Origin of the sequence: Pelomonas margarita (assembly GCF_043555875.1) — a bacterium.
GTDB classification, from domain to species: Bacteria; Pseudomonadota; Gammaproteobacteria; order Burkholderiales; family Burkholderiaceae_C; genus Pelomonas; species Pelomonas margarita.
The window spans coordinates 83,590-109,581 of record NZ_JBIGHW010000013.1; the positions used below are offsets into that span (position 1 = coordinate 83,590).

24 protein-coding genes and 1 tRNA gene are annotated in these 25,992 nt (G+C 70.3%); 18 read left to right on the plus strand and 7 right to left on the minus strand.

Features of this window, described 5'->3' with window-relative positions; all coding sequences use genetic code 11:
* The first annotated feature begins 102 nt into the window (after positions 1-102).
* Positions 103-774: a PEP-CTERM sorting domain-containing protein gene (locus ACG0Z3_RS19505; RefSeq protein ID WP_394400613.1), complete on the plus strand. Its 672-nt coding sequence runs from the start codon at positions 103-105 to the stop codon at positions 772-774.
* A 94-nt stretch (positions 775-868) separates the two neighbouring features.
* On the opposite strand, the gene ACG0Z3_RS19510 is transcribed toward ACG0Z3_RS19505, so the two are convergent.
* The gene (locus tag ACG0Z3_RS19510; RefSeq protein ID WP_394400616.1) at positions 869-2,413 is read right to left on the minus strand and encodes a methyl-accepting chemotaxis protein; all 1,545 of its coding nucleotides are present in this window, start codon (positions 2,411-2,413) and stop codon (positions 869-871) included.
* A gap of 239 nt (positions 2,414-2,652) precedes the next feature.
* Here ACG0Z3_RS19510 and tsaB point away from each other — a divergent pair, with 239 nt between their 5' ends.
* From tsaB to ACG0Z3_RS19545, 7 genes are all read left to right on the plus strand, one after another.
* Positions 2,653-3,342 carry a tRNA (adenosine(37)-N6)-threonylcarbamoyltransferase complex dimerization subunit type 1 TsaB gene (gene tsaB, locus ACG0Z3_RS19515; protein ID WP_394400619.1) on the plus strand — a complete coding sequence of 230 codons (690 nt, stop codon included), beginning with the start codon at positions 2,653-2,655 and terminating at the stop codon, positions 3,340-3,342.
* A complete protein-coding gene (rimI, locus tag ACG0Z3_RS19520; RefSeq protein WP_394400622.1) occupies positions 3,339-3,842 on the plus strand; it encodes a ribosomal protein S18-alanine N-acetyltransferase in 504 nt (167 codons plus the stop codon). The genes tsaB and rimI overlap by 4 nt, the downstream gene beginning before the upstream one ends.
* The gene (locus tag ACG0Z3_RS19525) at positions 3,839-4,633 is read left to right on the plus strand and encodes a uracil-DNA glycosylase (RefSeq protein WP_394400624.1); all 795 of its coding nucleotides are present in this window, start codon (positions 3,839-3,841) and stop codon (positions 4,631-4,633) included. Before rimI ends, ACG0Z3_RS19525 begins: the two co-directional genes overlap by 4 nt.
* The gene (locus tag ACG0Z3_RS19530) at positions 4,630-6,696 is read left to right on the plus strand and encodes a putative bifunctional diguanylate cyclase/phosphodiesterase (protein WP_394400626.1); all 2,067 of its coding nucleotides are present in this window, start codon (positions 4,630-4,632) and stop codon (positions 6,694-6,696) included. The genes ACG0Z3_RS19525 and ACG0Z3_RS19530 overlap by 4 nt, the downstream gene beginning before the upstream one ends.
* Positions 6,697-6,846: 150 nt before the next feature.
* Complete coding sequence (locus tag ACG0Z3_RS19535; RefSeq protein ID WP_394400629.1) at positions 6,847-7,938, plus strand: class I SAM-dependent methyltransferase; 1,092 nt, start codon at positions 6,847-6,849, stop codon at positions 7,936-7,938.
* A gap of 11 nt (positions 7,939-7,949) precedes the next feature.
* Complete coding sequence (locus ACG0Z3_RS19540; protein ID WP_394400631.1) at positions 7,950-8,240, plus strand: c-type cytochrome; 291 nt, start codon at positions 7,950-7,952, stop codon at positions 8,238-8,240.
* Positions 8,237-9,487: an FCSD flavin-binding domain-containing protein gene (locus ACG0Z3_RS19545; RefSeq protein ID WP_394400634.1), complete on the plus strand. Its 1,251-nt coding sequence runs from the start codon at positions 8,237-8,239 to the stop codon at positions 9,485-9,487. The genes ACG0Z3_RS19540 and ACG0Z3_RS19545 overlap by 4 nt, the downstream gene beginning before the upstream one ends.
* A 15-nt stretch (positions 9,488-9,502) precedes the next feature.
* Here ACG0Z3_RS19545 and ACG0Z3_RS19550 read toward each other — a convergent pair whose 3' ends face one another.
* The 5 genes from ACG0Z3_RS19550 to ACG0Z3_RS19570 form a co-directional block, all read right to left on the minus strand.
* Positions 9,503-9,937 (minus strand): VOC family protein, encoded by a 435-nt coding sequence (locus ACG0Z3_RS19550; protein ID WP_394400637.1) that lies wholly within the window; start codon positions 9,935-9,937, stop codon positions 9,503-9,505.
* Positions 9,938-9,953: 16 nt separating this feature from the next.
* Positions 9,954-10,316 carry a DUF6970 domain-containing protein gene (locus ACG0Z3_RS19555; RefSeq protein WP_394400639.1) on the minus strand — a complete coding sequence of 121 codons (363 nt, stop codon included), beginning with the start codon at positions 10,314-10,316 and terminating at the stop codon, positions 9,954-9,956.
* 58 nt (positions 10,317-10,374) lie between these two features.
* Positions 10,375-12,582, minus strand: a complete 2,208-nt coding sequence (locus tag ACG0Z3_RS19560; RefSeq protein WP_394400642.1) for a C1 family peptidase — start codon at positions 12,580-12,582, stop codon at positions 10,375-10,377.
* A 90-nt stretch (positions 12,583-12,672) separates the two neighbouring features.
* A complete protein-coding gene (locus tag ACG0Z3_RS19565) occupies positions 12,673-13,245 on the minus strand; it encodes an NnrU family protein (protein ID WP_394400645.1) in 573 nt (190 codons plus the stop codon).
* A gap of 18 nt (positions 13,246-13,263) precedes the next feature.
* Positions 13,264-13,728, minus strand: coding sequence for an Lrp/AsnC family transcriptional regulator (locus ACG0Z3_RS19570; RefSeq protein WP_394400647.1), 465 nt, complete (start codon positions 13,726-13,728; stop codon positions 13,264-13,266).
* 120 nt (positions 13,729-13,848) lie between these two features.
* Here ACG0Z3_RS19570 and ACG0Z3_RS19575 point away from each other — a divergent pair, with 120 nt between their 5' ends.
* The 3 genes from ACG0Z3_RS19575 to ACG0Z3_RS19585 all read left to right on the plus strand — a co-directional run bounded on the left by ACG0Z3_RS19575 (position 13,849) and on the right by ACG0Z3_RS19585 (position 16,606).
* Positions 13,849-14,943, plus strand: a complete 1,095-nt coding sequence (locus ACG0Z3_RS19575; protein ID WP_394400650.1) for a saccharopine dehydrogenase family protein — start codon at positions 13,849-13,851, stop codon at positions 14,941-14,943.
* Between the two features lie 14 nt (positions 14,944-14,957).
* Complete coding sequence (amaB, locus tag ACG0Z3_RS19580) at positions 14,958-16,469, plus strand: L-piperidine-6-carboxylate dehydrogenase (RefSeq protein WP_394400653.1); 1,512 nt, start codon at positions 14,958-14,960, stop codon at positions 16,467-16,469.
* Between the two features lie 52 nt (positions 16,470-16,521).
* A tRNA-Leu gene (locus ACG0Z3_RS19585) sits at positions 16,522-16,606 on the plus strand.
* A 52-nt stretch (positions 16,607-16,658) separates the two neighbouring features.
* Here ACG0Z3_RS19585 and ACG0Z3_RS19590 read toward each other — a convergent pair.
* The gene (locus tag ACG0Z3_RS19590; RefSeq protein ID WP_394400659.1) at positions 16,659-18,692 is read right to left on the minus strand and encodes a putative bifunctional diguanylate cyclase/phosphodiesterase; all 2,034 of its coding nucleotides are present in this window, start codon (positions 18,690-18,692) and stop codon (positions 16,659-16,661) included.
* A gap of 87 nt (positions 18,693-18,779) precedes the next feature.
* Between ACG0Z3_RS19590 and ACG0Z3_RS19595 the strand changes: the two genes are divergently transcribed.
* The 7 genes from ACG0Z3_RS19595 (at position 18,780) to ACG0Z3_RS19625 (ending at position 25,968) form a co-directional block, all read left to right on the plus strand.
* Positions 18,780-19,133, plus strand: coding sequence for an HU family DNA-binding protein (locus ACG0Z3_RS19595; protein WP_268168017.1), 354 nt, complete (start codon positions 18,780-18,782; stop codon positions 19,131-19,133).
* A 12-nt stretch (positions 19,134-19,145) separates the two neighbouring features.
* Positions 19,146-20,183, plus strand: coding sequence for a LacI family DNA-binding transcriptional regulator (locus ACG0Z3_RS19600; RefSeq protein WP_394400663.1), 1,038 nt, complete (start codon positions 19,146-19,148; stop codon positions 20,181-20,183).
* Between the two features lie 248 nt (positions 20,184-20,431).
* Complete coding sequence (locus ACG0Z3_RS19605; RefSeq protein ID WP_394400666.1) at positions 20,432-21,733, plus strand: cyclic di-GMP phosphodiesterase; 1,302 nt, start codon at positions 20,432-20,434, stop codon at positions 21,731-21,733.
* Positions 21,730-23,868, plus strand: a complete 2,139-nt coding sequence (locus ACG0Z3_RS19610; RefSeq protein WP_394400669.1) for a putative bifunctional diguanylate cyclase/phosphodiesterase — start codon at positions 21,730-21,732, stop codon at positions 23,866-23,868. The genes ACG0Z3_RS19605 and ACG0Z3_RS19610 overlap by 4 nt, the downstream gene beginning before the upstream one ends.
* Positions 23,869-23,901: 33 nt before the next feature.
* Positions 23,902-24,225 (plus strand): DUF1840 domain-containing protein, encoded by a 324-nt coding sequence (locus ACG0Z3_RS19615; protein ID WP_394400672.1) that lies wholly within the window; start codon positions 23,902-23,904, stop codon positions 24,223-24,225.
* The gene (locus ACG0Z3_RS19620; RefSeq protein ID WP_394400675.1) at positions 24,225-24,869 is read left to right on the plus strand and encodes a histidine phosphatase family protein; all 645 of its coding nucleotides are present in this window, start codon (positions 24,225-24,227) and stop codon (positions 24,867-24,869) included. The genes ACG0Z3_RS19615 and ACG0Z3_RS19620 overlap by 1 nt, the downstream gene beginning before the upstream one ends.
* A 142-nt stretch (positions 24,870-25,011) precedes the next feature.
* Positions 25,012-25,968, plus strand: a complete 957-nt coding sequence (locus ACG0Z3_RS19625) for a porin (RefSeq protein ID WP_394400678.1) — start codon at positions 25,012-25,014, stop codon at positions 25,966-25,968.
* Positions 25,969-25,992: the final 24 nt, after the last annotated feature.

Consider the following 25,992-nt stretch of genomic DNA (forward strand, 5'->3'; position numbering starts at 1 on the left):
ATTCGCAGGCCCGCGAGCGTGGGGGGCGCTCGCTTGCCGGAGGGCCGCCGCCTCGACACTCGCGGCCTGCGATGCAGAGGGCGTCGCCTCAAGGAACAAGACATGAACAAGAATTTCCGCAACCGCCTGCTGTCGATCGCTGCCGCAGGCCTGCTCGCCGCCGCGGCAGGCTCGGCCTCTGCTGCCCCCGTGGTGCTGATCGACTGGAGCCCGGCCGCCACTGGTGGCACGACGAGCGGCAATAGTTGGACCAACGTCTACAGCAGCCAGCACTTTTATGAGCAGGTGCGTTTTTCGGCGAACACCTGGGTGTCCGGCATGGACATCTTCAACGGCGTGAGCTGGGGCGGCCTGGGCTCAGGCGTGATGGTCAGCATCCGTGCCGGCGGCACCGCAGTCCCGGGTGCAGAGCTGCTGGCCTACAGCACCACGGTGTCCGTCGACGACAGCAGCGGCACGGCGACCTCGGCTCAGCAGCGCCTGCATGCCGACTTCACCCCCTTTCTGATGCAGGGTGGCCAGGACTACTGGATCGGCATGTCGGGCGTCGGCGTCACGCTCACGCAGACCGGCCTGTCCGGTGTTGCGGGCGGTGACGGGCGCATGGCGCAGTTCAATGGTGCGAACTACAGCTTCAGTGCCGGCATCGGTGACATGGCTTTCCGCCTGTACGGCGAGGCGGCCGCTGCGACGGTGCCAGAGCCTGCCTCGCTGGCGCTGGTGAGCCTGGGCCTGGTGGGCGCCGTCGCAGCCCGTCGCCGGCGCGCAGCCTGATCGCATTTCCACAGCGTCGGGCGGCCCCGGCCTGTGGCAGCGCCCCCGACGAGCGATCGTGCGGGGGCGTTGGCGTTCTTGGGGTGGCTGAGGCTCAGACCCTGAACACCGCCACCGCGTCCACCATGCGCGCGGCCTGGTTGTTCAGCGTCGCAGCGGCGGCGGCGGCTTCCTCCACCAGGGCGGCGTTCTGCTGCAGGCCCTGGTCCATCTCGCCCACCGTGCCCGCCACGCTGCTCACGCCGGTGCTCTGCTGACGGCTGGCGGCGCTGATGTCCGCGACGATCTGGTTGACCCGGTCGACCGCCGACACGATGTCCTTCATCGTCGCGCCGGCTTCGCCGACCAGGGCATCGCCGCGCTCCACGCGCTCCACGCTGGTGGTGATGAGCCCCTTGATGTCCTTGGCGGCGTCGGCCGCCCGCTGGGCCAGCGTGCGCACCTCGCTGGCCACCACGGCGAAGCCGCGCCCATGCTCACCGGCGCGCGCCGCCTCCACGGCCGCGTTGAGGGCCAGGATGTTGGTCTGGAAGGCGATGCTGTCGATCAGCGAGGTGATGTCGGCGATGCGCCCGGAGGCCTCGCGGATGGCGCCCATGGTGTTCACGACCTGGCCCACCACCTCGCCACCGCGCTTGGCCACCAGCGACGCATTGCGCGCCAGCTGGCTGGCCTCACCGGCGTTGTCGGCCGTCTGCTGCAGGGTCTGGCCCAGGTGGTCCATCGTGGTGGCAGCCTGCTGCACGGCGGCGGCCTGGCGCTCGGTGCGTTCCGACAGGTCCTGGTTGCCCTGGGCGATCTGCTCGCTGGCGCTGGCCACGCTTTCGGCATTGCCGCGCACATGGCCGACGATCTCGATCAGTGCGACGCGCATGCCTTGCAGCGCCTGCAACAGTGGCGACAGCTCGTCGCGGTGGTCGTCTGTCGTTGCGGTGGCCAGGTCGCCGTCGCGCACCCGCTCCGCCACCCGCCGGGCCAGCGCGACACGGCGGCGCAGCGAGCCGGCCAGTCGCCAGGCCGCCAGCACCAGGCCGGCCGCGATCGCCACCGCCAGCACCTCGATCAGGCGCAGCGTTGCCTGCACGTTGTCGACCAGGCCTTCGATGTCATGGTTCAGCGCGCCCTCCTGGTAGGCGCGGATGTCGGCCAGCACCTTCAGCAGTGCGTTGCGGGCGGGAATCGTCCGATCCACGAGAAAGGCGAAGGCCTCCTCCCGGTTGCCGGCCTGCACCAGCGCCAGGTTGGCCTCGCCCTGGCGCCAGAACTCCGCCATCACTGGCGGCAGCGCGGCGTAGCGCTGCTTGCCCGCGGGCGTGAACAGGCCTTGCTCGTACTGCTGCTGCTGGTCATTGAGCAGCTGGCGCAGCCGGCCGATGTCGGCCAGCGTGGCGGCCAGCTCGGCCGGGTCGCGCGCCAGCATGCCGTGTCGCAATTGCAGCGAGGTGCGCGTCACCGTCAGCTCCATGTCGCTGATCTGCCGGAGCTGCGGCACGCGGGCCGTCTCCGTGCGCCGGGCCGTGTCCATCACATGGCTCAGCTGCACATGTGCGGTCGCCGCCAGCGCCACCAGCGCCAGCGTCACCGCGCCGGCCAGCAGGTACAGCCGCTTGCCGAGGCTGAGGTTGCTCAATAGGTTCATGCTCCGCTCCAGATGCCGTTGTCCGCGTTCTCGATGCTCGACGCTCGACGCGACGCCGGCATTCTGGGCGCGCGCCTGCAAATTTGATAAAAATGATCAGTACAAACCATGGCATCCTGCGCACAAACCTGCCGCAGCGGCGTGGTCCGGAAGAAGGCGCGTCAGCCACGGCTCCCGGCGCGCTGCGTGGCAGGCCGCGCCCGCCCGGGGGCGTCGACCCCCGACGGTAAACTGCCTCGATGCCTTTTCTGCTTGCCCTCGACAGCTCGACCGACACGATGGCCCTGGCCCTCGTGACGCCCGGGCAGGACAGGGTGGTCGAGGCGGCGGGCGGTGCCCAGGCCTCGGCGCAGCTGCTGCCGCAGGCCCGGGCGCTGCTGGCTGCCGAGGGCGTCGCCATGGCGCAGCTGCAGGCCATCGCCTTCGGGCAGGGGCCGGGCGCGTTCACCGGCCTGCGCACGGCCTGCGCCGTGGCCCAGGGCCTGGCCTTTGGGCTGAACCTGCCCGTGCTGGCCATCGACAGCCTGATGCTGGTGGCCGAGGACGCCCGGGCCCAGGGCGCCGGTGACGACATCTGGGTGGCCATGGATGCCCGCATCGGCGAGATCTACGCCGCCCGCTACTGCTGGGCGCATGACGCCTGGCAGGTGCTGGAGGCGCCGGCGCTGTACGCGCCCGAGGCGCTGGCCGTGCACTGGGGCCGCCCCGCGGCGGTGGCGGGCACGGCGCTCACCGTCTACGCCGCCGCGCTGGGCGCGCTGGACAACGCCTGGCCGCAGGCGCGCTCCCGCGCTGCCGCGCTGGCTGTGCTGGCCCGGGCCGCCTGGCAGCGCGGCGAGGGCCGCGACGCGGCCGAGGCGCTGCCGGTCTATGTGCGCGACAAGGTGGCGCTGACGACGGCCGAGCGCGAGCAGAAGGCGACGCCGTGAGCGCCGTGCCGGACCGCACCCCGCCGCCTTGGGAAGCCAGCCTCCTGCGCGTGCCGGACCTGACCGAGCTCATGGCCATCGAGCGCCAGGCCTACCCGGTGCCGTGGACGCATGGCAACTTCGTCGACTCGTTGGCCGCCGGCTACCCGGCCGAGGTGCTGCGCACGCAAGCTCACACAGGGCCCCGGGGGCACCGGGATCTGCTGGGCTACTGGGTGGCCATGCCGGGTGTGGACGAGATGCACCTGCTCAACATCACCGTGGCGCCCGGCTGGCAGGGGCGCGGCCTGGCCGTCGCGATGCTGGACCGGCTGGTGGCTGTCTGCCGCGAGCGTCAGCTCACGCAGCTGTGGCTGGAAGTGCGCGTCAGCAACCAGCGCGCGCGCGACGTCTACCAACGCTACGGCTTCGTCGAGGTCGGCCTGCGCCGCGCCTACTACCCGGTGCCGCAAGGCCCGCGCGAGGACGCCGTGCTGATGAGCCTGGCGGTGCCCGCATGAGTTGGGACAGCCGCCAGCGGGCCATGCTGGCCGAGATGGGCTTGCGCCTTCCGGCGTCGGCGGCGGAGGTTCTGGCTGAGCCCGCACCCGCGCCCGAACCCGTGGCGGCCGCGCCGGTCGTGGCGCCGCCGTCCTCGCTGGCGCCTGTGCCCGTGCGGCCGCCGGCGGCCCCGGTGCCCGGACCTGCCGCCGTGACGGCCCCGCAGTCCGCCGTGCGCGTCGCCCTGGCCGGCCTGGACCTGGACGCCCTGCGCGCCGCCGTGCTGGACGGCCGCGCCTGCGGCGCCTGCGAGCACCGCAGCCACCTGTTCGGCCGCGGGGCGCTGCCGCGCGCGGACTGGCTGGTGGTGACCGATGCGCCGACTGAGGCCGACGAGGCGGCCGGCCAACTGTTCGTGGCCGAGCCCGGCCGGCTGCTGGATCGCATGCTGCTGGCCGCCGGCCAGCGCCTTGCGGGCGACGCGCCCAGCGCCTTCGTCGCGCCGCTGGTGCCCGGCCGGGCGCCGCGCGGGCGGCCGCCGCAGCCGCATGAGCTCGACGCCGGTGAGGCGCAGCTGGCGCGTCTGGCCGAGCTGCTGCAGCCGCGTCTGGTGCTGGCCATCGGCCCGCTGGCCGCGCGCCGGCTCACCGGCTTGCCCGACCCGCTGGGCCGCCTGCGCGGCCGCGTGCATGCGTGGCGCGGCCTGCCGCTGGTGGTGACCTACGCGCCGTCCTACCTGTTGCGTTCGCCCGCCGACAAGTCCGGGGCCTGGGACGACCTGCGCCTGGCCCTGGCCAGCCGGCCCGCATGAGCGTGGACGTCGCCGCCACTCTGGCCGAGCAGGCGGCGCGCTTTCGCATGCTGGCCGACTACCTGCCAGCCTGGATCGCGCTGTACGAGGCGCGCACGCAGACCTGTTTGTTCGCCAACCGCGGCTATGCCGAGGCCTTCGGGCTGACGGAGCAGAGCATCGTCGGCCTGAGCTTCGCGCAGATCATCGGCGCGGAGGCGGCGGCGCTGATCCAGCCGGCGGTGGACCGCGTCATCGCCGAGCGCGTGGCCGTCAGCTACGAGCGCGAGCTGCCCGAGGCCGACGGCACGCCGCGCTGGATCGAGGTGAACCTGATCCCGCAGCTGGGCGCCGACGGCGAGGCCGTGGCCAGCTGCGTGCTCATCAACGACATCACCAAGCACCGCCTGGCCGAGCGCGAGGCACGCGAGTCGCAGGTGCGGCTGGACAAGTTCATGCGCGCCACTGTGGAGGGCATCCTGTTCCACAAGGATGGCATCACCACCGACGTGAACCCGCCCTGCTGCGAGCTGGTGGGCTACACGCTGCGCGAGATGGTCGGGCGGCACGTGATGTCCTTCATCGCGCCGGACGAGGTGCCCAAGGTGATGGAGGTCATGCGCCTGGGTCGCGAGCTGCGCTACGAGACCGCCGTGCTGCACAAGGACGGCACGCGCATCCCGGTGGAGTTCATCGTGCGCACGCTGGAGCAGGGCGGCGAGAAGCTGCGCATGACCATCGTGCGCGACATCCGCGATCGCCTGGACAGCGAGGCCCGCATCCAGCACCTGGCCCACCACGACGCGCTGACCGGCCTGCTCAACCGTGCCGCCTTCATGGACCGCATGGCCAGCCTGCTCAAGCGCGCCGAGCGCCGCAGCGAGATGCTGGCGCTGCTGTTCATCGACCTGGACAACTTCAAGCGCGTCAACGACTCGCTGGGCCACCTGGAAGGCGACAAGGTGCTGACCACCGTGTCCGAGCGCCTGGTGGGCGCGCTGCGCGGCAGCGACCTGGTGGGGCGCTTCGGCGGCGACGAGTTCGTCGTGCTGCTGACCGACCTGAACAGCCGTGCCGACGTCATCGTTGTGCTGGAGGCCCTGCTGTCGGTCGTCGAGGTGCCGGTGAAGGCCGACGGCCGCGCGCTGTCGGTCACGCCGTCCATCGGCGTGGCGCTGTTCCCGGACGACGGCCAGCATGCCGACGAGCTCATCCAGCATGCCGACACCGCCATGTACCGCGCCAAGGCGCGCGGCCGCGCGACCTACCAGTTCTTCGAGCCCTCGCTGGCCGAGACGGCCTATGCCGATCTCGTGCTGGAGGCCGAGCTGGCGCAGGCGCTGACGCGTAACGAGTTCGAGCTGTTCTTCCAGCCGCAGGTGGACATCGCCACCGGTCAGCTCTCGGGCGCCGAGGCGCTGCTGCGCTGGCGCCACCCGCGCCGCGGCCTGCTGGCGCCGGACGCCTTCATCTTCGTCGCCGAGCGCCACCGCTTGATGCTCGCGCTGGGCGAATGGGTGCTTCGCGAGGCCGCCGCCACCGCGCGGCGCTGGCGTGAGCAGGGCCTCACGCCGGGGCCCGCGCCGGTGCGCATCGCCGTCAACCTGTCGCGCATGCAGTTCAACCTGGACGGCTTTGCCGACACCGTGGCCCGCGTGCTGGGCGATGCCGGCGCGCGCGGCCAGTGGCTGGAGCTGGAGCTGACCGAGCGCATGCTGATCGACGACATCCAGCACGCGCCCACCACGCTGGCCCAGCTGCGCGCGCTGGGGCTGACGGTGTCGGTGGACGACTTCGGCACCGGCTACACCTCGCTGGCCCACCTGACCGAGCTGCCGCTGGACAAGCTCAAGATCGACCAGAGCTTCGTCTCGCGCCTGCCCGACGACGTCGGCGCGCAGGCCATCACGCGTGCCATCGTGCAGATGGCCGTGGGCCTGGGCCTGACGGTCACGGCCGAGGGCGTGCGCACGGCGGCCCAGTGGCAGCTGCTGGCCGGCTGGGGCTGCCAGCAGATCCAGGGCGAGCTGGTGGGCCTGCCGATGCCGGCGGCCGAGTTCGACGCCTGGGTGCGGGCAAGATGATGGCGCCCCTCGTCCAAGGCGTGCCTTGGCCGGTCCCCCAGGGGAACGGCGATGCTTGCCGGCTCGACCGGCAAGCACATCGCCCAACGCGGGCCGGCTTGGGAACGGCCCGGCGCTCGGCCCGCAATTTCGTGCAGGACAACCATTGAGATGACGCTGGCGGACCGTATCCACGCCGAGATCGCCAGCGCCGGCGGCTGGCTGCCCTTCGACCGCTTCATGGCCATGGCTTTGTACGAGCCCGGCCTGGGCTACTACACCGGCGGGCGGCGCAAGTTCGGCCAGATGCCCAGCGAGGGCTCGGACTTCGTTACCGCGCCCGAGATGTCGCCGCTGTTCGGCCGCGCGCTGGCGCGCCAGGTCGCGCAGGCGCTGGCGCACAGCGGTTGCACCGAGGTTGTCGAGTTCGGCGCCGGCTCCGGCGCGCTGGCGGCGCAGCTGATCGCCGAACTGGACGCCCTGGGCGCCGGGCTGGCGCGCTACCGCATCGTGGAGCTGTCGGCCGAGCTGCGCGAGCGTCAGCGCGAGCGGCTGGCGCCCTGGGCCGGCCGCGTCGAGTGGCTGGACGCGCTGCCCGACGCGCTGGAGGCCGTCGTCGTCGGCAACGAGGTGCTTGACGCCATGCCCGTGCAGCTCATTGCCTTCGACGGCCAGGTGTGGCGCGAGCGCGGCGTGGTGTCGGCCGGCGCGGGCTTCGCGTTCGAGGACCGCGACAGCATGCTGCGCCCGCCGCTGCAGGAATCGGGGCACGGGGGCTTCGTGCCCGGCACCGTCACCGAGATCCACCCTCAGGCCGAGGCCTTCACCCGCACGCTGGCCGGCCGGCTGCGGCGCGGCGCTGCCTTTTTCATCGACTACGGCTTCCCCGAGGCCGAGTACTACCACCCGCAGCGCCGTGGTGGCACGCTGATGTGCCACCAGGCCCACCTCGCGGATGCCGACCCGCTGGTGGCCGTGGGCGACAAGGACATCACGGCCCACGTCAACTTCACCGGCATCGCGCTGGCCGGGCAGGACGCCGGCCTCGTCGTGCTGGGCTACACCAGCCAGGCCAACTTCCTGCTGAACTGCGGTATCGCCGAGCTGCTGGCCGGCGCGTCGCTGGGCGAGCGCGCGATGGCGCACCGGCTGCTGGCCGAGCACGAGATGGGCGAGCTGTTCAAGGTGGTCGGCTTCGCGCCGCTGCAGGCGCCGTTCGACGCGCAGGGCTTCGAGCGCGGCGACCGGTCGCACAAGCTGTAGGCGGCGGCGCGATGAAGGCCTGGCTGCTGTTGTTGCTGATGGCGCCAGCGCTGGCGCAGGACCTGCATCCCGGCCGCCAGTTGGCCGCCACCTGCGCCAACTGCCACGGCACCCAGGGCCGCGCGCGTGGCACGGCCATGCCGCTGCTGGCCGGCATGCCGGCCGACGCGATGCTGGCCCGGCTGCTGGACTACCGCAGCGGCCGCCTGCCCGGCACCGTGATGCCGCAGATCGCGCGCGGCTACACCGAGGCCCAGCTGCGCGAGGTGGCGGCCTACTTCGCCGCGCAGGCCCGGCCGTGATCGCACGCCGCCAGCTCCTCGGAGCGGCCGGTCTGGCGCTGGCGGGCTGCAGCACGCCACCGGCGGCGCGCCTGGGCCGCGTGGTGGTGGTGGGCGGCGGCTTTGGCGGCGCCACGGCGGCGCGCTATCTCAAGCTGTGGGGCGGCGCGAGCGTGGACGTGACGCTGGTGGAGCGTCGTGCCCGCTTCGCGTCCTGCCCGATGTCCAACCTCGTCATCGCCGGCGCGCTGGCGCCCGAGGCGCTGGAACATGGCTACGACGGGCTGCGGGCCCAGGGCGTGCGCTGCGTGCAGGGCGAGGTGGTGGCGCTGGACCCGGCGGCCCGCCAGGTGCGCCTGGCCAGCGGCGAGCGGCTGGCCTGGGAGCGGCTCATCGTCGCGCCAGGTGTGGATTTCGTGACCGACGACGTGCCCGGCCTGGCCCAGGCGCTGGACAGCGGCCGCGCCGTGCACGCCTGGCAGGCCGGGCCGCAGACGCTGGCGCTGCGCCGCCAGCTGCAGGACCTGCCCGACGGCGGCGTCGTGCTGATGAGCATCCCCAAGGCGCCGTACCGCTGCCCGCCCGGGCCGTACGAGCGCGCCTGCCTGATCGCTTCGCTCCTGCGCCGCGCCAAGCCGCGCGCCAAGCTGCTGGTGCTGGACGCCAACCCCGAGGTGCAGAGCAAGAAGGCGCTGTTCGAGCGCGCGTTCGCTCAAGCTCACGCCGGTGTGCTGGAGTACCGGCCCAATGCCGAGCTGAAGGAGGTGACGGCCGGCGGCGTCGCGCGCTTCGAGTTCGAGGATGTGAAGGCCGATGTGCTGAACCTCATCCCGTCGCAGCGCGCGGGCGATCTGGCCCGGGACTTCGCCAACGTGAACCGCCGCTGGGTGGGCGTGGACTGGCTGACGATGCAGGCGCAGGTGGCGCCGGGCGTGCACGTGGTGGGCGACGCGCTGATGTCCGCGCCCGGCATGCCCAAGTCGGGCCATCTCGCCAACCAGCAGGCCAAGGTGGCCGCGGCGGCCGTGCTGGCGCTGCTGAAGGGCGAGGCGGTGAACCCGGCGCCCGTGGTGATGAACACCTGCTACAGCTTCACGACGCCGACCGAGGCCATGCACGTGGCGTCCGTGCACCAGTACGACGCCGCCGAGAATACGATGAAGCCGGTGCCCGGCGCGGGCGGCGTGTCGGCTGCGGCCAGCGCTCAGGAGGCCGCGTTCGCGCTGGGTTGGGCCGAGAACATCTGGGCCGACACGCTGGCGCTGTAGCGGCAACAGACCCTATTACCAGGCGCCCGTGTTGGGCATCGACGCCCACGGCTCGGCCGGTGCCAGCGCGGGGCCGCGCTGCAGCAGCTCGATGGAGATGCCGTCGGGCGAGCGCACGAAGGCCATGCGACCGTCGCGCGGTGGGCGGTTGATGAGCACGCCGTGGTCGACGAACTTCTGGCAGGCGGCGTAGATGTCGTCCACTGCGTAGGCCAGGTGGCCGAAGTTGCGGCCGCCGGTGTAGACCTCGGCCTTGCCGTCGGCGTCGGGCCAGTTGTAGGTCAGCTCGACCTGGGCGTCCTCGTCGCCCGGCGCGGCCAGGTAGACCAGCGTGAAGCGGCCGGCCTCGTGCTCGGAGCGCTTGACTTCGACGAGGCCCAGCGCGTCGCGGTAGAACTTCGTCGACGCGTCCAGGTCATGGACGCGGACCATGGTGTGCAGGTATTTCATGCGCAGGATTGTCCCGCTACAGCGTGTCCCGCATGCGCCAGGGGTTGCTGGCGGCCGTGTCCGGCGGGCGCTGCCTGAGCCGGTGCACCCACGCCGGGCAGCGGCCGTCGCCCTGGCCCGTGAAACCGCCTGACGGCGCGCACAGGTAGCGGCCGTCGGCGTCGTAGGCCTTGTTGAACTGGTCGCAGCACAGGGCCGTGTGCAGGTAGACGATCTGGCCGTCCGGCCCCACGTGCGCCGTCATGCGGGCCAGCGCTTTCGCGTCGACCCGCTCCGCAGCGAGCAGGTTCTCGTGCACGACGAACTCGGGATCGGGTGCGGCGGGCTTGTCGACGCTGCTGCAGGCGCTGACGAGCAGTGCGGCCGCGAGGGCAGCCATCCGCAGCAAGTTGGCGTTAGACGGGTGGTGAGGCATGGCCGCGCAGTATGCCGGCGCCTCAATAGTCCAGCCACTCCATCGGCGCCACCAGCGCGGCGCCGCAGATGCGTTCCAGCGTGCCGGTCAGCAGGTCGATGTTGTTGTCGAAGCTGCCGTGGCTGGCGGCGATTTGGTCGCCAGTCTTGGTCGTGCGCACCTTGGGCGTCGTCACGCGGTTCAGCAGCGCGCCGGCCGGCCACAGCTTGAGCCAGGCGGTGATGTCGGCCCGCGCGCCGTCGGCCCACTGGTCCAGCGGCCAGTCGGCCTGCGGCTTGAGCAGCGCCCGCTCCATGCCCAGCAGCGGCTGCTTGCGCACATCGTCAAGCGCGCGCGACACGAGGTAGAGCAGGCTCTTGCCGTAGATGTCGCGCTCGGCGCTGGGCAGGCCGTCGGCGCGCTCGTTGGCGTCGGTCAGCACGTGCAGGCGCAGCGTGGTCAGCGACAGCACGCCGGCCTGCTGGGCCGCGCCGTAGTGCTGCACGGCGAAGCCGCTGGAGCAGGCGGCGGCATACAGCTCGCAGCTGGCCACGGGTAGTGGCGTGGTGTCCGCCAGCCGGCCCAGCAGGTGGCCCAGCAGGATGGAGCCGGCCGAGTGGCCGACGAGGTGCAGCTCTAGCGTCTGGCCCTGGCGGGTCAACGCATCGCGCAGTTCGCGCAGCATGTCAGCGGCGAGGTCCAGCACATGGTCGTCGGTGGCGCCGCCGGCGGCGTTTTCGCGCATCTCGCTCCAGATGCCGCGCGCGAACTGCCGGCCCACGGCCTCGATGGCGCGGTCCTTGGCCTCGGAGGCCGCTTCGCGCAGCTTGTCCAGCCAGCCCTCGCTGCGGTCTCCGCTGTCGACGATGCGGTGTTTGAGGTCTTCGAGCATGGACTTCAGCGTCTCGCCCGGGCCGGTCTTCCAGGTGAAGAACAGCGGGTAGATGCCATTGGCCAGGAAGTAGGGCGCCAGCACGCGGATGCGCTGGATGGAGGCGCCCTCGGCGTTCAGCCCGCCATGCGCGTAGAGCGCGACTTTGACGGTCTTGGCCTTGGCTGCACGCGCCCAGGCGGCGGGGCGCGTGACGACGATCTCGCGGGCCAGGCCGGCGCGGTCGCTGCGTTCGCGCGTGAAGTCGGTGGCCATCAGCTGGCCGTTGTTGCCCGAGACGAGGGTGTGCGTGTAGGCCTGGTCGGTGCGCAGCGGCTGGTAGGGCTTGTGGTCGAAGGCGTGGTCGAAGGGCCAGGGGTCGTCGCGTGGGTTGTCTGGCTGGCGCAGCGTGGGGGCCACGTCGGCCAGCCCGCGGCCGGCCATGACGCGAAAGCCGCTGGCCGCCGGGGCCGACTTGCGGCCGCCCCGGGCCGGCGCCTGGCGCGCCTTCACGTCGGACAGGTCCTGCGGCACGCCCAGTGCCACGGCCCAGGCGTCCGTGCCGTTGGTGACCCAGTCCTCGTACGGCAGGACGGCAAAGCCGCTGGCACCCCAGCCCGTGCCCCAACTGTTCTGCACGACGAAGCCGCGCTCGTTGTAGCCCACCAGCGCGAAGGCGTGGCCGCCGGTCTTCTGCGTCATGGGCGCGATGCGCGGCAGCTTGTCGTGGCTGGCGGGCAGGGTGGCGGCGTCCATGGCCCAGCCGTCATGCACCTCGGCCGACACGTAGACGGCGCCGATCTCGTAGATGGCCGCCTGCATGTCGACCACGCTCTTCTTCTCGACGCGGTAGTACACGCCCAGCGGCCGGCGCGTGGCGTCCTCGTCCCAGCCGGTCAGGGGGCGCTTGAACACGCCGCCGCCCTTGGCGTCCAGCGGGTAGGGCCACAGCGCCGCGCTGCACACGCCGTGCTTGTGCCAGCCCTTGAGGGCTCCCCGGCAGGAAGAACCTTCGTAGTCCTGGCCCGGCCACTCGTCGTAGAGCTTGGCCAGCTCGTAGAACATGCGCGCGCTGACGGGCTCGGGCAGCGGGCTGCGCGACGCGCCGAGGTGGCGCAGCCAGTACAGGTAGTTGGTGACGCAGGCCAGGCCGAAGCCGGTGCAGGCGCCCTCGTTGCCCTGGTTCAGGATGCGGCCCGACTTCACATAGGCAGGCAGCTGCTGCTTCAGGTCGGCATCCAGCGGCCAGCGCGCCGGCAGCGAGCGCAGCGGCGCGCGGTACATGAGGTCACGCAGGTCCAGGCGGTCGGGGCGGGCGTCCAGCCGGGGAGCGGGGGCGGCCTGGCGGGCGGTAACGGGCTTCTTGGACGGGGTGGCCATGGATGTCTCCGAAGTGGCTGCGCATGATGGCCTCCGGGCTGCGGATACGACATCCCCAGCCACGCGCCCGTCCCCAGGTTGAAGGAAGGGTCAGCGCCCCAGGGGCGCGATGCCCAGCCAGGCCGCGTGCAGCCAGAAGGCGAAGGCTGCCCACAGGCCGACGCCCACGACGACGGCCATTGCGGTGCCCGCCAGCGTCGGTGCAGCGTGGGCCGGCGCCGGACGGCGGCGTGCCGCGCGGAACACGAGGATGGACCACACCAGGAAGCTGCCGAACAGCATCAGGTCAGTCGCCGTGTTGTTGGCGATCAGGTGGGCGAAGGCCCAGACTTTGACCGACAGCGTCAGCGGGTGCTGCAGGCGCGCCTTGATGTGGTTGCGCGGCACATGCGCCGCCGCGAGCAGCACCAGCGCCACCAGCATCAGCGCCGCCGCCGCGTGGTTCATGCCGCGTAGGGCTGGCCACAGCACGGCCGGCTGCTGGCGCGCCAGCGAGTAGCCCCACACGATCAGGACCAGGCCGATCAGCGAGACCACGGTGTAGAAGGCCTTCCAGCCCATCGGGCCGAGCGTGGCGATGCGGCCCTGGCGCCAGCGCGGCGCGAGGGCCTGGGTCAGGTGGATGCCGAGGAAGAGGGCGAGGCCGAGAGAGAGCCAGGTCATCAGGGTCTTTCGTGAGGGTCAGGTCTGTCGGTCGACGCGCAGCGCTAGCACGACCGAGCTGTTGGTGCGCAGCACGCCGTCGATGTCGCCGATCTCGTCGAGCAGCGCGTCGAGCCGGGCTGTAGTGTCGGCGCGCAGCAGCGCCATGTAGTCGAACTCACCACTGACGCTGGCGAGCTGGCGCAGTTCCGGCAGCTCTGTTAGCCGTTTCACCACCTCGCGTCCGGCCTTGGGGCTGACGGTGATGCCGACAAAAGCCTGCACGCTGCGGCCCGCCTCGTCGCCCCCCAGCCGTGCTGTGTAGCCCACGATGCGGCCGCTGGCCTCCAGCCGCGCCAGCCGCGCGACGACGGTGGTGCGCGCCACGCCCAGCTTGCGCGCCAGCGTGGCCGTGCTGTCGCGTGCGCTGGCCTGCAGCAGCAGGATCAGCCGGCGATCCAGGTCGTCGGTCGAGGAGTGCGGATTTACCCGTGATTCATTCATAACGGCGAATTATCGCGACGATCCGGCGAGTGATAAATCGCTTTCGTCGGAACATCACTTTCTTTCGTCATCGCCTCTGCCTAGAGTGCGGCCCAACGCAAACACAGCCTGGAGCCCCTCATGAAGATCGCCCTGCTCGGCGCCGGCCACATCGGCCAAACCATCGCCCGCCTGCTGCACGCCACCGGCGACTACGAGGTCACCGTGCTCGACAAGAACGGCGGCTACCTGAAGGTGCTGGCCGCCGAAGGCATTGCCACGGCCGAGGTCGACAGCGACAACCGTGGCGCGCTGGCCGCCCAGCTGCGCGGCAAGGACGCCGTCGTCAACGCGCTGCCCTACCACCTGGCCATCACCGCTGCCGAGCTGGCGCTGGAATGCGGCTGCCACTACTTCGACCTGACCGAAGACGTGGCTGCCACCCAGGCCATCAAGAAGATGTCCGTGGGCGCCAAGACCGCCTTCATGCCGCAGTGCGGGCTGGCACCGGGCTTCATCGGCATCGTGGCCCACCACCTGGCCAGCGGCTTCGACTCGGTGCGCGACGTGCAGATGCGCGTCGGCGCGTTGCCGGCCTTCCCGACCAATGCGCTGAAGTACAACCTGACGTGGTCCGTCGACGGGCTCATCAACGAGTACTGCCACCCCTGCGAAGCCATCCACGAAGGCGACACCATCGCCGCGCTGCCGCTGGAGGGCCTGGAGCACTTCAGCCTGGACGGCACCGAGTACGAGGCCTTCAACACCTCCGGCGGCCTTGGCACGCTGTGCGAGACCTGGGCGGGCAAGGTGCGCAACCTCGACTACAAGACCGTGCGTTATCCCGGTCACCGCGACCTGATGCAGTTCCTGCTTGGCGACCTGGGCCTGAAGAGCGACCAGGGCAACCTGAAGGACATCATGCGCAAGAGCATGCCGGCGACGATGCAGGACGTGGTGCTCGTCTTCGTCACCGTGTCGGGCATGAAGAACGGCGTGCTGCTGCAGGAGGTGTTCGCGCGCAAGATCTTCGCCACGCGTGACGGCGCGCAACCGTTGTCGGCCATCCAGATCACGACGGCCGCCGGCATCTGCGCCGCGGTGGACCTGTTCCGAGAAGGCAAGCTGCCGCAGAGCGGCTTCGTGCGCCAGGAGCAGGTGGCGCTGCCGGACTTCCTGGCCAACCGCTTCGGCTCGGCGTATCAGCAGTCGCGTCAGGTCGAATCGATCTCGTGAGGACAATGTTCGCCATGAAGCAAGCAACCCTTTCTGTTCTCGACGCCCTGGGCGTCCACATGCCGGCGTCCGGCGACCTGACCGTGCGCTCGCCCATCGACGGCAGCGTGCTCGCTCAACTGCCCACCGCCACCGCGGCCGACATGCAGGCCGCCGTCGGCCGCGCTCACGAAGCGTTCAAGGCCTGGCGCGTCGTGCCCGCGCCGAAACGCGGCGAACTCGTGCGCCTGTTCGGCGAGGAGCTGCGCGCGCACAAGGCGCAACTGGCGCAGCTCGTCTCCATCGAAGCCGGCAAGGTGACGAGTGAAGGCCTGGGCGAAGTCCAGGAAATGATCGACATCTGCGAGTTCGCTGTCGGCCTGTCGCGCCAGCTGCACGGCTTGACCATCGCCAGCGAGCGCCCGGGCCACCGCATGATGGAGCAGTGGCTGCCGCTGGGCGTCGTCGGCATCATCTCGGCGTTCAACTTCCCCGTGGCCGTGTGGGCCTGGAACTCGGCACTGGCGCTGGTGGCGGGTGACGCCTGCGTATGGAAGCCCAGCGAGAAGACGCCGTTGACCGCGCTGGCCACGCAGGCGCTGTTCGAGCGCGCCGTGAAGGCCTATCGTGCCGCCGGCCACGCCGCGCCGGATGGCCTGTCCGAGCTGGTCATCGGCCGCGCCGATGCCGGTGAGGCGATGGTCGACGATGCCCGTGTGGCACTCGTCAGCGCCACCGGCTCCACCCGCATGGGCCGCGCCGTCGGCCCGCGCGTGGCAGCGCGCTTCGGCCGCTGCCTGCTGGAGCTGGGCGGCAACAACGCCATCATCGTGACGCCCAGCGCCGACCTCGAACTGGCCGTGCGCGGCATCCTGTTCGGCGCCTACGGCACGGCCGGCCAGCGCTGCACGACGACGCGCCGCGTCATCGCGCACGAGAGCATCCACGACGCGCTCGTCGAGCGCCTGGACCGCGCCCGCGCGCAGCTGCCCATCGGCTCGCCGGTGGAGGTGGGCACGCTGATCGGCCCGCTGATCGACGTGCAGGCGTTCGACGCGATGCAGGCCGCGCTGAAGGCTGCCCGCGAGCAGGGCGGCCAGGTCTCTGGCGGCGAGCGCGCGCTGAGCGACCGCTTCCCTGACGCGTACTACGCCCAGCCGGCGCTCGTGCGCATGCCGTCGCAGACCGAGGTCGTCTGCCACGAGACCTTCGCGCCCATCCTCTACACGCTGAAGTACTCGACGCTGGAAGAGGCCATCGCGCTGCAGAACGGCGTGCCGCAAGGCCTGTCGTCGGCCATCTTCACGACGGACCTCCGCGAGGCCGAGGCCTTCATGAACGCCGCGGGCAGCGACTGCGGCATCGCCAACGTCAACATCGGCACGTCCGGTGCGGAGATCGGCGGCGCGTTCGGCGGCGAGAAGGAAACCGGCGGCGGCCGCGAGAGCGGATCGGACGCGTGGAAGGCCTACATGCGCCGCACGACCAACACAGTCAACTACTCCAGCGAGCTGCCGTTGGCGCAGGGTGTGAAGTTCGACATTTGACGAACTCGCTTGCAGGCCTGAAAAATCAGGCTATACTGCGAGGCTCCTGAAAGCCCAGGTGGCGGAATTGGTAGACGCACTAGTTTCAGGTACTAGCGGGTAACTCCGTGGAGGTTCGAGTCCTCTCCTGGGCACCAAACGAAAAAGGCCAGCACAAAAGTGCTGGCCTTTGCCGTTTCTGGGGCTCACTCAGCGCATGCTGGAAAACCAGCGCGCCTCGAACTCGGCCGCGCTGACCCCCTTCCCAAACCACCATCCCTGCCCCCAGTCGCAGCCCATCTGCCGCAGGGCCAGCATCTGCGCCTCGGTCTCAACGCCTTCAGCGATGACTTCCAGGCCCAGCTCGTGCGCCATCGTCACGATGGCTCGGCACAGCGCTAGCGCCTTGTCCCCCTGCGCCAGGCCGGCGACGAAGCTGCGGTCGATCTTCACCGTGTCGATGTCGTGGTGCTGCAGGTAGCTCAGCGACGAATAGCCCGTGCCGAAGTCGTCCAGCGATATGGTCAGCCCGGCGGTGCGCAAGTCACGCAGTCGCTGGGCGACGGCCTCGTCACGCTCCAGCAGCAGGCCTTCGGTGATCTCCACGGCCAGCGCATCGCCGTCCAGGCCCAGGGTGTGCAGATGCCGGGCCCAGTCCGGCTGCACGCGGTGGCCGCGCTCGCCCAGGAACTGCACCGGCGACTTGTTGATGCTGATCTGGAAACCTGCCTGCCCCGCCGCCCGCCAGGCCTGTGCTTGCGCCGCGGCCTCGCGGAATACCCAGTCGCCGATGTCGACGATCAGCCCGGTTGCCTCGGCGATGGGGATGAACTGCGCCGGGCTCACGTCGCCCAGCTGCGGGTGGCGCCAGCGCAGCAGCGCCTCGGCTTTGCGCGGCGCAGCGGCGGGATCGCGCAGCGACAGGATGGGCTGGTAGACCAGGCTGAACTGTCCCAGCCGCAGCGCCTCGCGCAGCTCGGTGGCCAGCCGCGTGCGGCGTTGCGCGGCGTCGTGCAGTGCCGGCGTGAACAGGCTCATGCAGTTGCGGCCGGCGTCCTTGGCCTCGTACAGCGCCAGGTCGGCATGCTTGAACAGCGCCTCGATCTCCCGCCCGTCTCGCGGCGCCAGGCTGACGCCGATGCTGGCCGACACATAGACCCGCTCGCCGGCCACGTCGAAAGCGTCGGCCAGGGTCTGCAGCAGGGCCTGGCCGACACGCCTGGCCTCGGCCTCGATGGGCGTGGCCGGCAGCATCAGCGTGAACTCGTCGCCCCCCATGCGGGCCACGACGCCGCCGTCCGGCGTGCAGCGGCGCAGGCGTTGCGCCACCTGCACCAGCAGGGCGTCGCCCGCGTCGTGGCCCAGCGAGTCGTTGATCTCCTTGAAGTGATCCAGGTCCACGAACATGACAGCGAGTTCCCCGGGTTGGGTCAGCGCCTGGTCGATGCGCTCGCGCAGCGCGCGGCGGTTGGGCAGGCCGGTCAGCGTGTCGATGCGCGCCTGCTGCCAGGCCTGGGCCTCCTGGTGCTTGCGGTCGGTGATGTCGGTGTGCGTGCCCACCATGCGCAGCGGCCGCCCGTGCGTGTCGCGTTCGATGACCATGCCGCGGCTCAGCACCCACTTCCACGTGCCGTCGCGGGCCAGCACGCGGTGTTCGTTGCGGTAGGTGGGCATGCGTCCGGCGAAGTGGTCCTCGCGGTCGCGGGCCATCTGGGCCAGATCATCCGGATGCGTGCGCCGGTCGAAGGCCTCGGGCGTCGCTTCAACGTCGCCCGGCTCGAAGCCGTACAGCCGCAGGTAGCGGTCGGAGAAGTGCTCGACGCCAGCCTGCACATGCCAGTCCCACACGCCGTCGCCACTGCTCTCCAGAGCCAGCTTCCAGACGGCATCGGCCTCATGCAGCCGTTCCTCGGCCGCGCGGCGGGCCGCGATGTCGGTGTGCGTGCCCAGCCACAGCGATGAGCCGGGCAGGCGCTGTGCCTGCGACAGCACCCACGAGGGGCCAAGGCGGTACTCCATCTCGAAGGCGCCGCTGGCTTGCGCAGCCGTCCACGTGGCCGCAAAGGCCGCCCGGTCCTCGGCCTGCAGCAGCTCGATCAGTGGCAGCGGGAGCGCAGGGTGCGCCAGCGCCTCGGCCATGCGCGCGTTCATCCACAGCAGCCGGGCCTGCGCATCGGCCTGCCAGGCCTGTTGCGGCAGGGCGTCCAGCAGCGAGGCAAAGTGCACGTCGGACGGCATTGGCATTGTGTGCGAGGCTTTGCCCCGACTGTATGCGCCACAATCGCGCCCGCCCGAGCCGTTCGGGCGCGCAATTTCGCGAGACCCCCCGCAATGAACAAGACCGATCTGATCGAACACCTGGCCGCCAAGCACGAGCTGAGCAAGGCCGAAGCCGGCCGCATCCTCGAGACGCTGCTGGACGCTGTCGTCACCACCGTCAAAAAGGGTGGTGCCGTGTCGATCCCCGGCTTCGGCTCCTTCAAGCAGCACGCCCGCGCCGCCCGCAACGGCGTGAACCCCAGCACCGGCGCCAAGATCAAGATCGCCGCTGCCAAGCTGCCCAAGTTCACCCCGGGCGCCGGCTTCAAGGCCGCCGTGGACCCCAAGGCTGCTGCCAAGAAGGCTGCTGCCAAGCCGGCCGCAAAGCCTGCAGCCAAGCCTGCCGCAAAGGCCAAGAAGAAGTAATTCTTCGTCTCGATGAGCGCGCGCGGCGGCAGCCCCACCATCGTTGACGTCGCCCGCGAGGCGGGTGTCTCGATCAAAACCGTCTCGCGCGTGCTCAACCATGAGCCTGGCGTGCATGAAAGCACCCGGGATCAGGTGCTCAAGGTGGTGGAGGCGCTGCGCTACCGGCCCAAGCAGTCGGCGCGCAGCCTGGCCGGCGGACGGTCCTTCCTGATCGGCCTGCTGTACTACGACCCGAGTGCCAGCTTCGTGGGCAGCGTGCAGCAGGGCGCCACGCTGCGCTGTCGCGAGCTGGGTTACCACCTTGTCGTCGAGTCGCTGCACAACGACGCGCCCGACCTGCGCCAGCAGATCGACCGCATGGTGCTGGCGCTGCGACCGGACGGCATGATCCTGACGCCGCCGCTGTGCGACAACCCCGAGGTGCTGGCCGCGCTGCGCGAGAGTGGCACGCCGTGCGTGCAGATGTCGCCTGAGCGGGACATCCGCAGCTTGCCGTCGGTGCGAATGGATGATGTCCATGCGGCCGAGGAGATCACCAACCTGCTGCTCAGCCTGGGCCATCGGCGCATCGCTTTCATCAAGGGGCCGCCGGACCAGTCCGCCAGTGCTGCGCGCTACGAGGGCTTCGTCAACGCGCTGCGGGCGCATGACCTGCAGCTCGACGCCGAACTGGTGCGGCCGGGCAACTTCACCTTCGCCAGCGGCCGCGATGCGGCGCACAAGCTGCTCAGCGGCCGGCTGCGGCCGACGGCAGTCTTCGCCAGCAACGACGACATGGCGCTGGGTGTGCTGGCCGCGGCGCATCGCCTGGGCCTGAACGTGCCCAGCGAGCTGTCGGTGGTTGGCTTCGACGACTCTCCCACTGCATCGCTGGTCTGGCCGCCGTTGACCACCGTGCGTCAGCCGGTCGCGGAGATGGCGCGTGCCGCCGTCGAGATGCTGGTGTTCGGGCACAAGGCCGGCGTCGCGACGACGACCGACGAGGCCGAGCTGCACAAGGTGCTGCCGCACGAGCTGATCGTGCGTGATTCCACCCGGGCCTGCTGAGCCACCGCGCGGCAGGCGCGCACAGGGGGCAAAAGGGCATGCATTCCTTCGCGTTTGCCCCGACAAAGGCACAGAATTTCGTTCATGATCAGGCGCTAAGCTCCGCATTGCGCCGGCCAGGGAATTTTCCCGGGTGGCCGGGTGAGCAAACGGCCGAGTTGACGTACAGCAGGAGGCCGATCCAGTGCCGCGGCAGCGATGCCCGTCAGGGTCGGACAGAGGGTCGCCGTGGGCGTGGGTTTGAGTGAATGCAGGATAGATCAAACGATCCGCTGATCGATGTCAGCCAATTGACCGTCGGGATGTTCATCCACCTGGATCTGGGGTGGATGTCGCATCCGTTTCCGCTGTCCAGCTTCAAGATCGTCTCCAGTGACCAGTTGTTGATCCTGCGACGGCTGGGTCTGACGCAGGTGCGCTGGAGTCCGGCCAAGAGCGATCTGTCGCTGCAGCCGGTGGCCACCACCCTCGGCGCGGAGACCCCCGTTGCTGCCGAGGTCGAGATGGCGGCGCAGGCTGCTGAACCCTCGCCCGAGGAACTGGCCCGTGAGGCCCATCGTCGCGCGCTGGCCGCTCAGCGCGAGGCCCTGCGGCTTTGCGAGGCGCAATACGGGGAGGCTGCCGACGGTTTCCGTGGCGTCATGGAGAACGTGCAGGCCGACCCCCACCAGGCGCGTGCCCAGGCCGAGAGCCTGACGGCCGCGCTGCTCGACAAGATGCTGGTGGAGGGCGACCTCAACATGCGGCTGCTGAACGAGGCCGCCGGGGATCGCTCCACCGCGCACGCGCTCAATGTCTGCATCATTGCGCTGCTGCTGGGCCGTGCTTTCGGCCTGGGTCGCGACGAGATGATGGACCTGGGCGTCGGTTCGCTGCTGCATGACGTCGGCAAGCTGGAGGTGGCCGCCCGGTTGCGGCATCGCGACGAGAGCTTCACTGCGGCCGAGACGGCGGCCTACCAGCAGCACGTCGCCAAGGGCGTGGCCATTGCGCAGACCATGGGGCTGGCGCCTGCGCCGCTGCTCATCATTGCGCAGCACCACGAGCACGCCGACGGCAGCGGTTTCCCGCAGCGCATCAACATGGACCGCATGAGCACCGGCGCACGCATCGTCGCGCTGGTCAACCGCTTCGACGGGCTGTGCAACCCGTTGATCTCGTCCAAGTCCATGACGCCGCACGAGGCGCTGTCGCTGATGTTTGCGCAAGGGCGCAACCGCTTCGACGCGACCATGCTGAACGCCTTCATCCGCATGATGGGCGTCTACCCGCCGGGCTCCACCGTGCAGCTGACCGATGACCGCTATGCGCTGGTCGTGTCGGTGAACTCGGCACGGCCGCTGAAGCCGCGCGTCATGGTCCACGATCCCAAGGTGCCCAAGGAAGACGCGCTCATCCTGAACCTGGAAGAGACGCCCGACCTGGGCATCCGCCGCAGCCTGAAGCCGCAATTCCTGCCCCGCCCGGCGCTGGACTACCTGAGCCCGCGTGCGCGCATCGCGTATTTCTTCGACGCCGTCAGCACAGGCCCCGGGGAGCTGGCCGCGTGACCACCAGCCGCGAGGCGACCTCTGGCCAGTCTCGCGCACCCGCAGCGCCTTCCGTGTTGGAGGCACTGCTAGAAGGCCTGCCCGAACCGGCATGGCTGGTCGACGGCGAGAGCCTGACCGTCAGCGTCATCAACCGCGCTGCGCTGCGCCTGCTGGGCCTCAAGCCTGAACGGGCCCTGGGGCAGCAGCCGGCCATGCTGTGCGGCTCGCTGGAGGATGAAGCCTTCTGGCAGGGTGCTGCACGCGACCCCTTCGCCCGCATCCGCTCCGACACCGTGCTGACGCACAGCGACGGTCAGCCGCGCTGGGTCAGCCGCGCCATCAGCCCCATCCACACGCCCGAGGGCGACCGCTACTGGCTGGTCATGCTGCACGACCAGACGCGGCGGCGGCGCGCCGAGGCCGAGCGCGAGACGCTGCTGGCCGAGCTCCGTGCGACGCTGGAATCGACGGCCGACGGCATCCTCGTCGTCGACCTCGCCGGCCGCGTGCGCAGCTTCAACCGGCGCTTTGCGAAGCTGTGGGGACTGCCCGGCGGCCTGCAACATGAGCCGGGCGATGCCGGGCTGTGGCTGAGCCTGCAGCGCGTCATGCATGACGGCGAGCAGTACCGCATGCGCATCGAGGCGCTGCTGGACGCGCCGCTGATGCGCTCCAGCGACATGCTGCGGCTGGCCGACGGCCGTGTGCTGGAGCAGGTGTCGCTGCCGCAGATGAGCCGTGGCGAGCCCATTGGCCGCGTGTTCTCGTTCCGGGACCTCAGCGAAAAGCTCGCGGCTCACCAGCGTATCGAGGAGCTGGGGCGCTCCGACGTGCTGACCGGTGCGCCCAACCGCCGGGCGCTGGCCGATCGCATCATCCAGCAGATGGCTGCGGCCACTGACGGTGAGCCTGCGCCGGTCTTCGCGCTGCTGCACCTGGATCTGGACCGCTTCAAGCAGATCAACGACACGCTGGGCCACAGCTATGGCGACCGCGTGCTGCGTGAGGTGGTCGAGCGCCTGCAGGGCGCCGTGGGGGCCCGCGATACGCTGGCCCGGCTGGGTGGCGACGAGTTCGCGCTGCTCATCGAGGGCGCGCAGATGTTCGAGGCCGAGGCCGCCGCGCGCCGCGTTCAGCAACTGCTGGCCCAGCCCTTCAGCTTCGACACGCTGAGCTTCACCGTCACGGCCAGCTGCGGCATCGCGCTGTATCCCGGTGACGGCGGCACGCCCGACGAGCTGCTGGCCAGCGCCGAGCGCGCCATGCACTGGGTCAAGGAAGGCGGGCGCGCGGGCTTCCGTTTCCACGTGCCGCGCAAGGAAGTCGACCTGCTGTCGCGCATGCGGCTGGACCACGCGATGCGCCAGGCGCTCGCCGAAGGGCGCTTCCGGCTGCACTACCAGCCCCAGGTCGAGCTGGGCAGTGACCGCGTCATCGGCGCCGAGGCGCTGATCCGCTGGCGCGACCCGCAGCGCGGCGACATCTCGCCGGCCGAATTCATCCCGCTGGCCGAGGAAAGCGGCTTTGTCATCGCCATCGGTGACTGGGTGCTGCGCGAGGCTGTCGACCAGGCCGCCCACTGGCTCAGCCGCGGCCTGCGCATGCCGGTCGCCGTCAACGTGTCGGCTCTGCAGTTCCAGCAGGCCCATTTCGTGGAGAGCGTCGCTGCCGCCTTGCGTGACGCCGCGCTGCCCGCCAGCATGCTGGAGCTGGAGCTCACTGAGGGTGTGCTGGTGGGCGATGCCGACGAGGGCCTCAAGCGCATGCAGGCGCTGGCCGCCTTGGGCGTCACGCTGTCCATCGACGACTTCGGCACCGGCTACTCGTCACTGGGCTACCTGAAGCGCTTCCCCATCCAGCGGCTCAAGATTGACCGCAGCTTCGTGCAAGGCCTGCCCAACGACCCCAGCGACGTGGGCATTGCCAACGCCATCGTGCAGATGGGGCGGGCGCTGGGCCTGCAGGTCATCGCCGAGGGCGTCGAGACCGAGGCGCAGCGGGATTTCCTGGCCCAGGCGGGTTGCCACGAGTTCCAGGGCTACCTGTTCGCGCCGGCCCTGCGCCCCGAGGAGTTCGAACAGCGAGTGCGGCCGCGTCGGCATGTCGTGGACGCGGCGGTTTCCGGCTGGCTGGGTCTGGCCAGCGCCGGCTGAGATCCCGTTTCGGGGCAGGCGCAGAATGTGGCCATGCTCTATTGCTTCAAATCCAAGGCCGGTGGCGATGTCGTCATGCTGGCGGAGTCGGGTGATGCCATGTTGCGCTTGATGGGCCGCGAGTCCGCGCCGCGAGGCATCCTGCAGTCGGCCGACCTGCCTGCGCTGCTGCAGGCGTTGCAGGCCGGCGTCGATGCTGACGACGCGGAGTTCCAGCGCCGGGTGGACGCTGCCAAGGAGGCCGGTGAGCCGGAGCCGCGTCGCCAGGGCGTGACGCTGCGCCAGCGTGCCTGGCCGCTGCACGAGCTGATGACGCGCAGCCATCGGCACGGCGCCGACGTCGTCTGGGGTGTGTGATGTTCGAGGAGCCCACGCGCGTCATCCTCGTCCGCCACGGCGAGACTGCCTGGAACCGCGCCACCCGCATCCAGGGCCACACCGACATCCCGCTCAGCCCGCTGGGGTTGGCGCAGGCCCAGCGCCTGGCCGAGGCGCTGGCCGACGAGCCGCTGGCCGCCGTCTACGCCAGCGATCTGAGCCGGGCACGCCAGACTGCCGAGGCGCTCGCCGCCACGCGGGGGCTGGAGGTGCGCCTGGACGTCGGGCTGCGCGAACGGGCTTTCGGCCGCTTCGAAGGGCTGAGCTGGGAGGAGATCGCGCAGCGCTTCCCCGACGACTCTGCCCGTTGGCGTCGTCGCGAGCCCGACTTTGCGGTGGGCGGCGGCGAAAGCCTCAATACCTTCAGCGCCCGTTGTGTGGGCGCGGCCCGCCGTGTCGTTGCCGCGCATCCAGGCCAGAGCATCGTGCTCGTGGCCCACGGCGGCGTCCTGGACTGCCTGTACCGCGCCGCCACGCGCACCGCGCTGGACGCGCCGCGCAGCTGGCAACTGGGAAATGCCACCATCAACCGGGTGCTGGCGACAAGCGAGGGCTTCACCCTGGTGGGCTGGAATGACGACCGGCACCTGGCCGGCCTGGCGGCGGACGACGTCGCGGCCTGAAGCCCGCCGCGACCCCTAGGCCGACTGTTGCGTCGGAACATCGGCCTTCCCGTCGTGAGAAAAGTCGCTCCTATACTTCATTGCATCTGTTTTCGAAGGTAGGTTTTTCCAACCTGCCGCAACCCATCTGCAAAGGCTCACGATGAAGAAGATCGCCCTTGTCGCCGCTCTGGCTGCTGCCACCGCTGCTCCCGCTTTCGCTCAAAGCTCCGTCACGCTGTGGGGCCGCCTCAACACCACCGTGGAAAGCCAGAAGATCGGCAACCAGGACCGCAAGGCCGTTGTGGAAAACAACAATTCGCGTCTGGGCCTGCGTGGCACGGAAGACCTGGGCGGCGGCCTGAAGGCTTCGTTCAACCTGGAACACGGCCTGAACTCCGACACCGGCGCAGCTTCGGGTGGCTCGCAGTTCTGGAACCGCCAGGCTAACGTGGAACTGACCGGCTCGTTCGGTACGGTTCGCCTGGGCAGCTGGTTCCCGGATTCGTACTTCTCGACCGTGGATCGCACCAGCAACCACAATCACGACACCGGCTCGTCGTCCGACGCCCTGTTCTCGTCCTTCGCCTTCGGCTTCCGCACCAACAAGGTCGGCTACTTCTCGCCCACGGTGAACGGCTTCAGCGTCAACGCCAGCCTGCACGCTGGTGAAGGCGCTGCCGGCGACGCCCGTGCGATGGACCTGTCGGCCAACTACGAAGTGGGTGGCCTGCATGTCGCGGCTGCCTACTCGCAAGCTGACACCGCCACGAAGCGCAAGAACTACACCCTCGAAGCCGACTACTCGTTCGGCCCGTTCCTGGTGGCTGGTTACGTGCAGCGTGAAACCGCTTCCGGTTTCAAGGCCCGCAACATCGCCCGCGTGTCGGCCATGTACACGCTGGGTCAGTCGGAGTTCCACTTCAACATCGGCGGCACCAAGGCTGGTGCTGATGGCACGTTCCGCAATGCGGGTGCTTCGCAGTGGACGCTGGGCTACAACTACAACCTGAGCAAGCGCACCAAGGTCTACGGCTACATCACCGACGTCGACCAGAAGCTGGCCAATGGCGCTGGCGACTTCAACTCGCTGGCTGTGGGCGTGCGCCACAACTTCTGATCTTCAGGATCAGCCAGGAGAAGC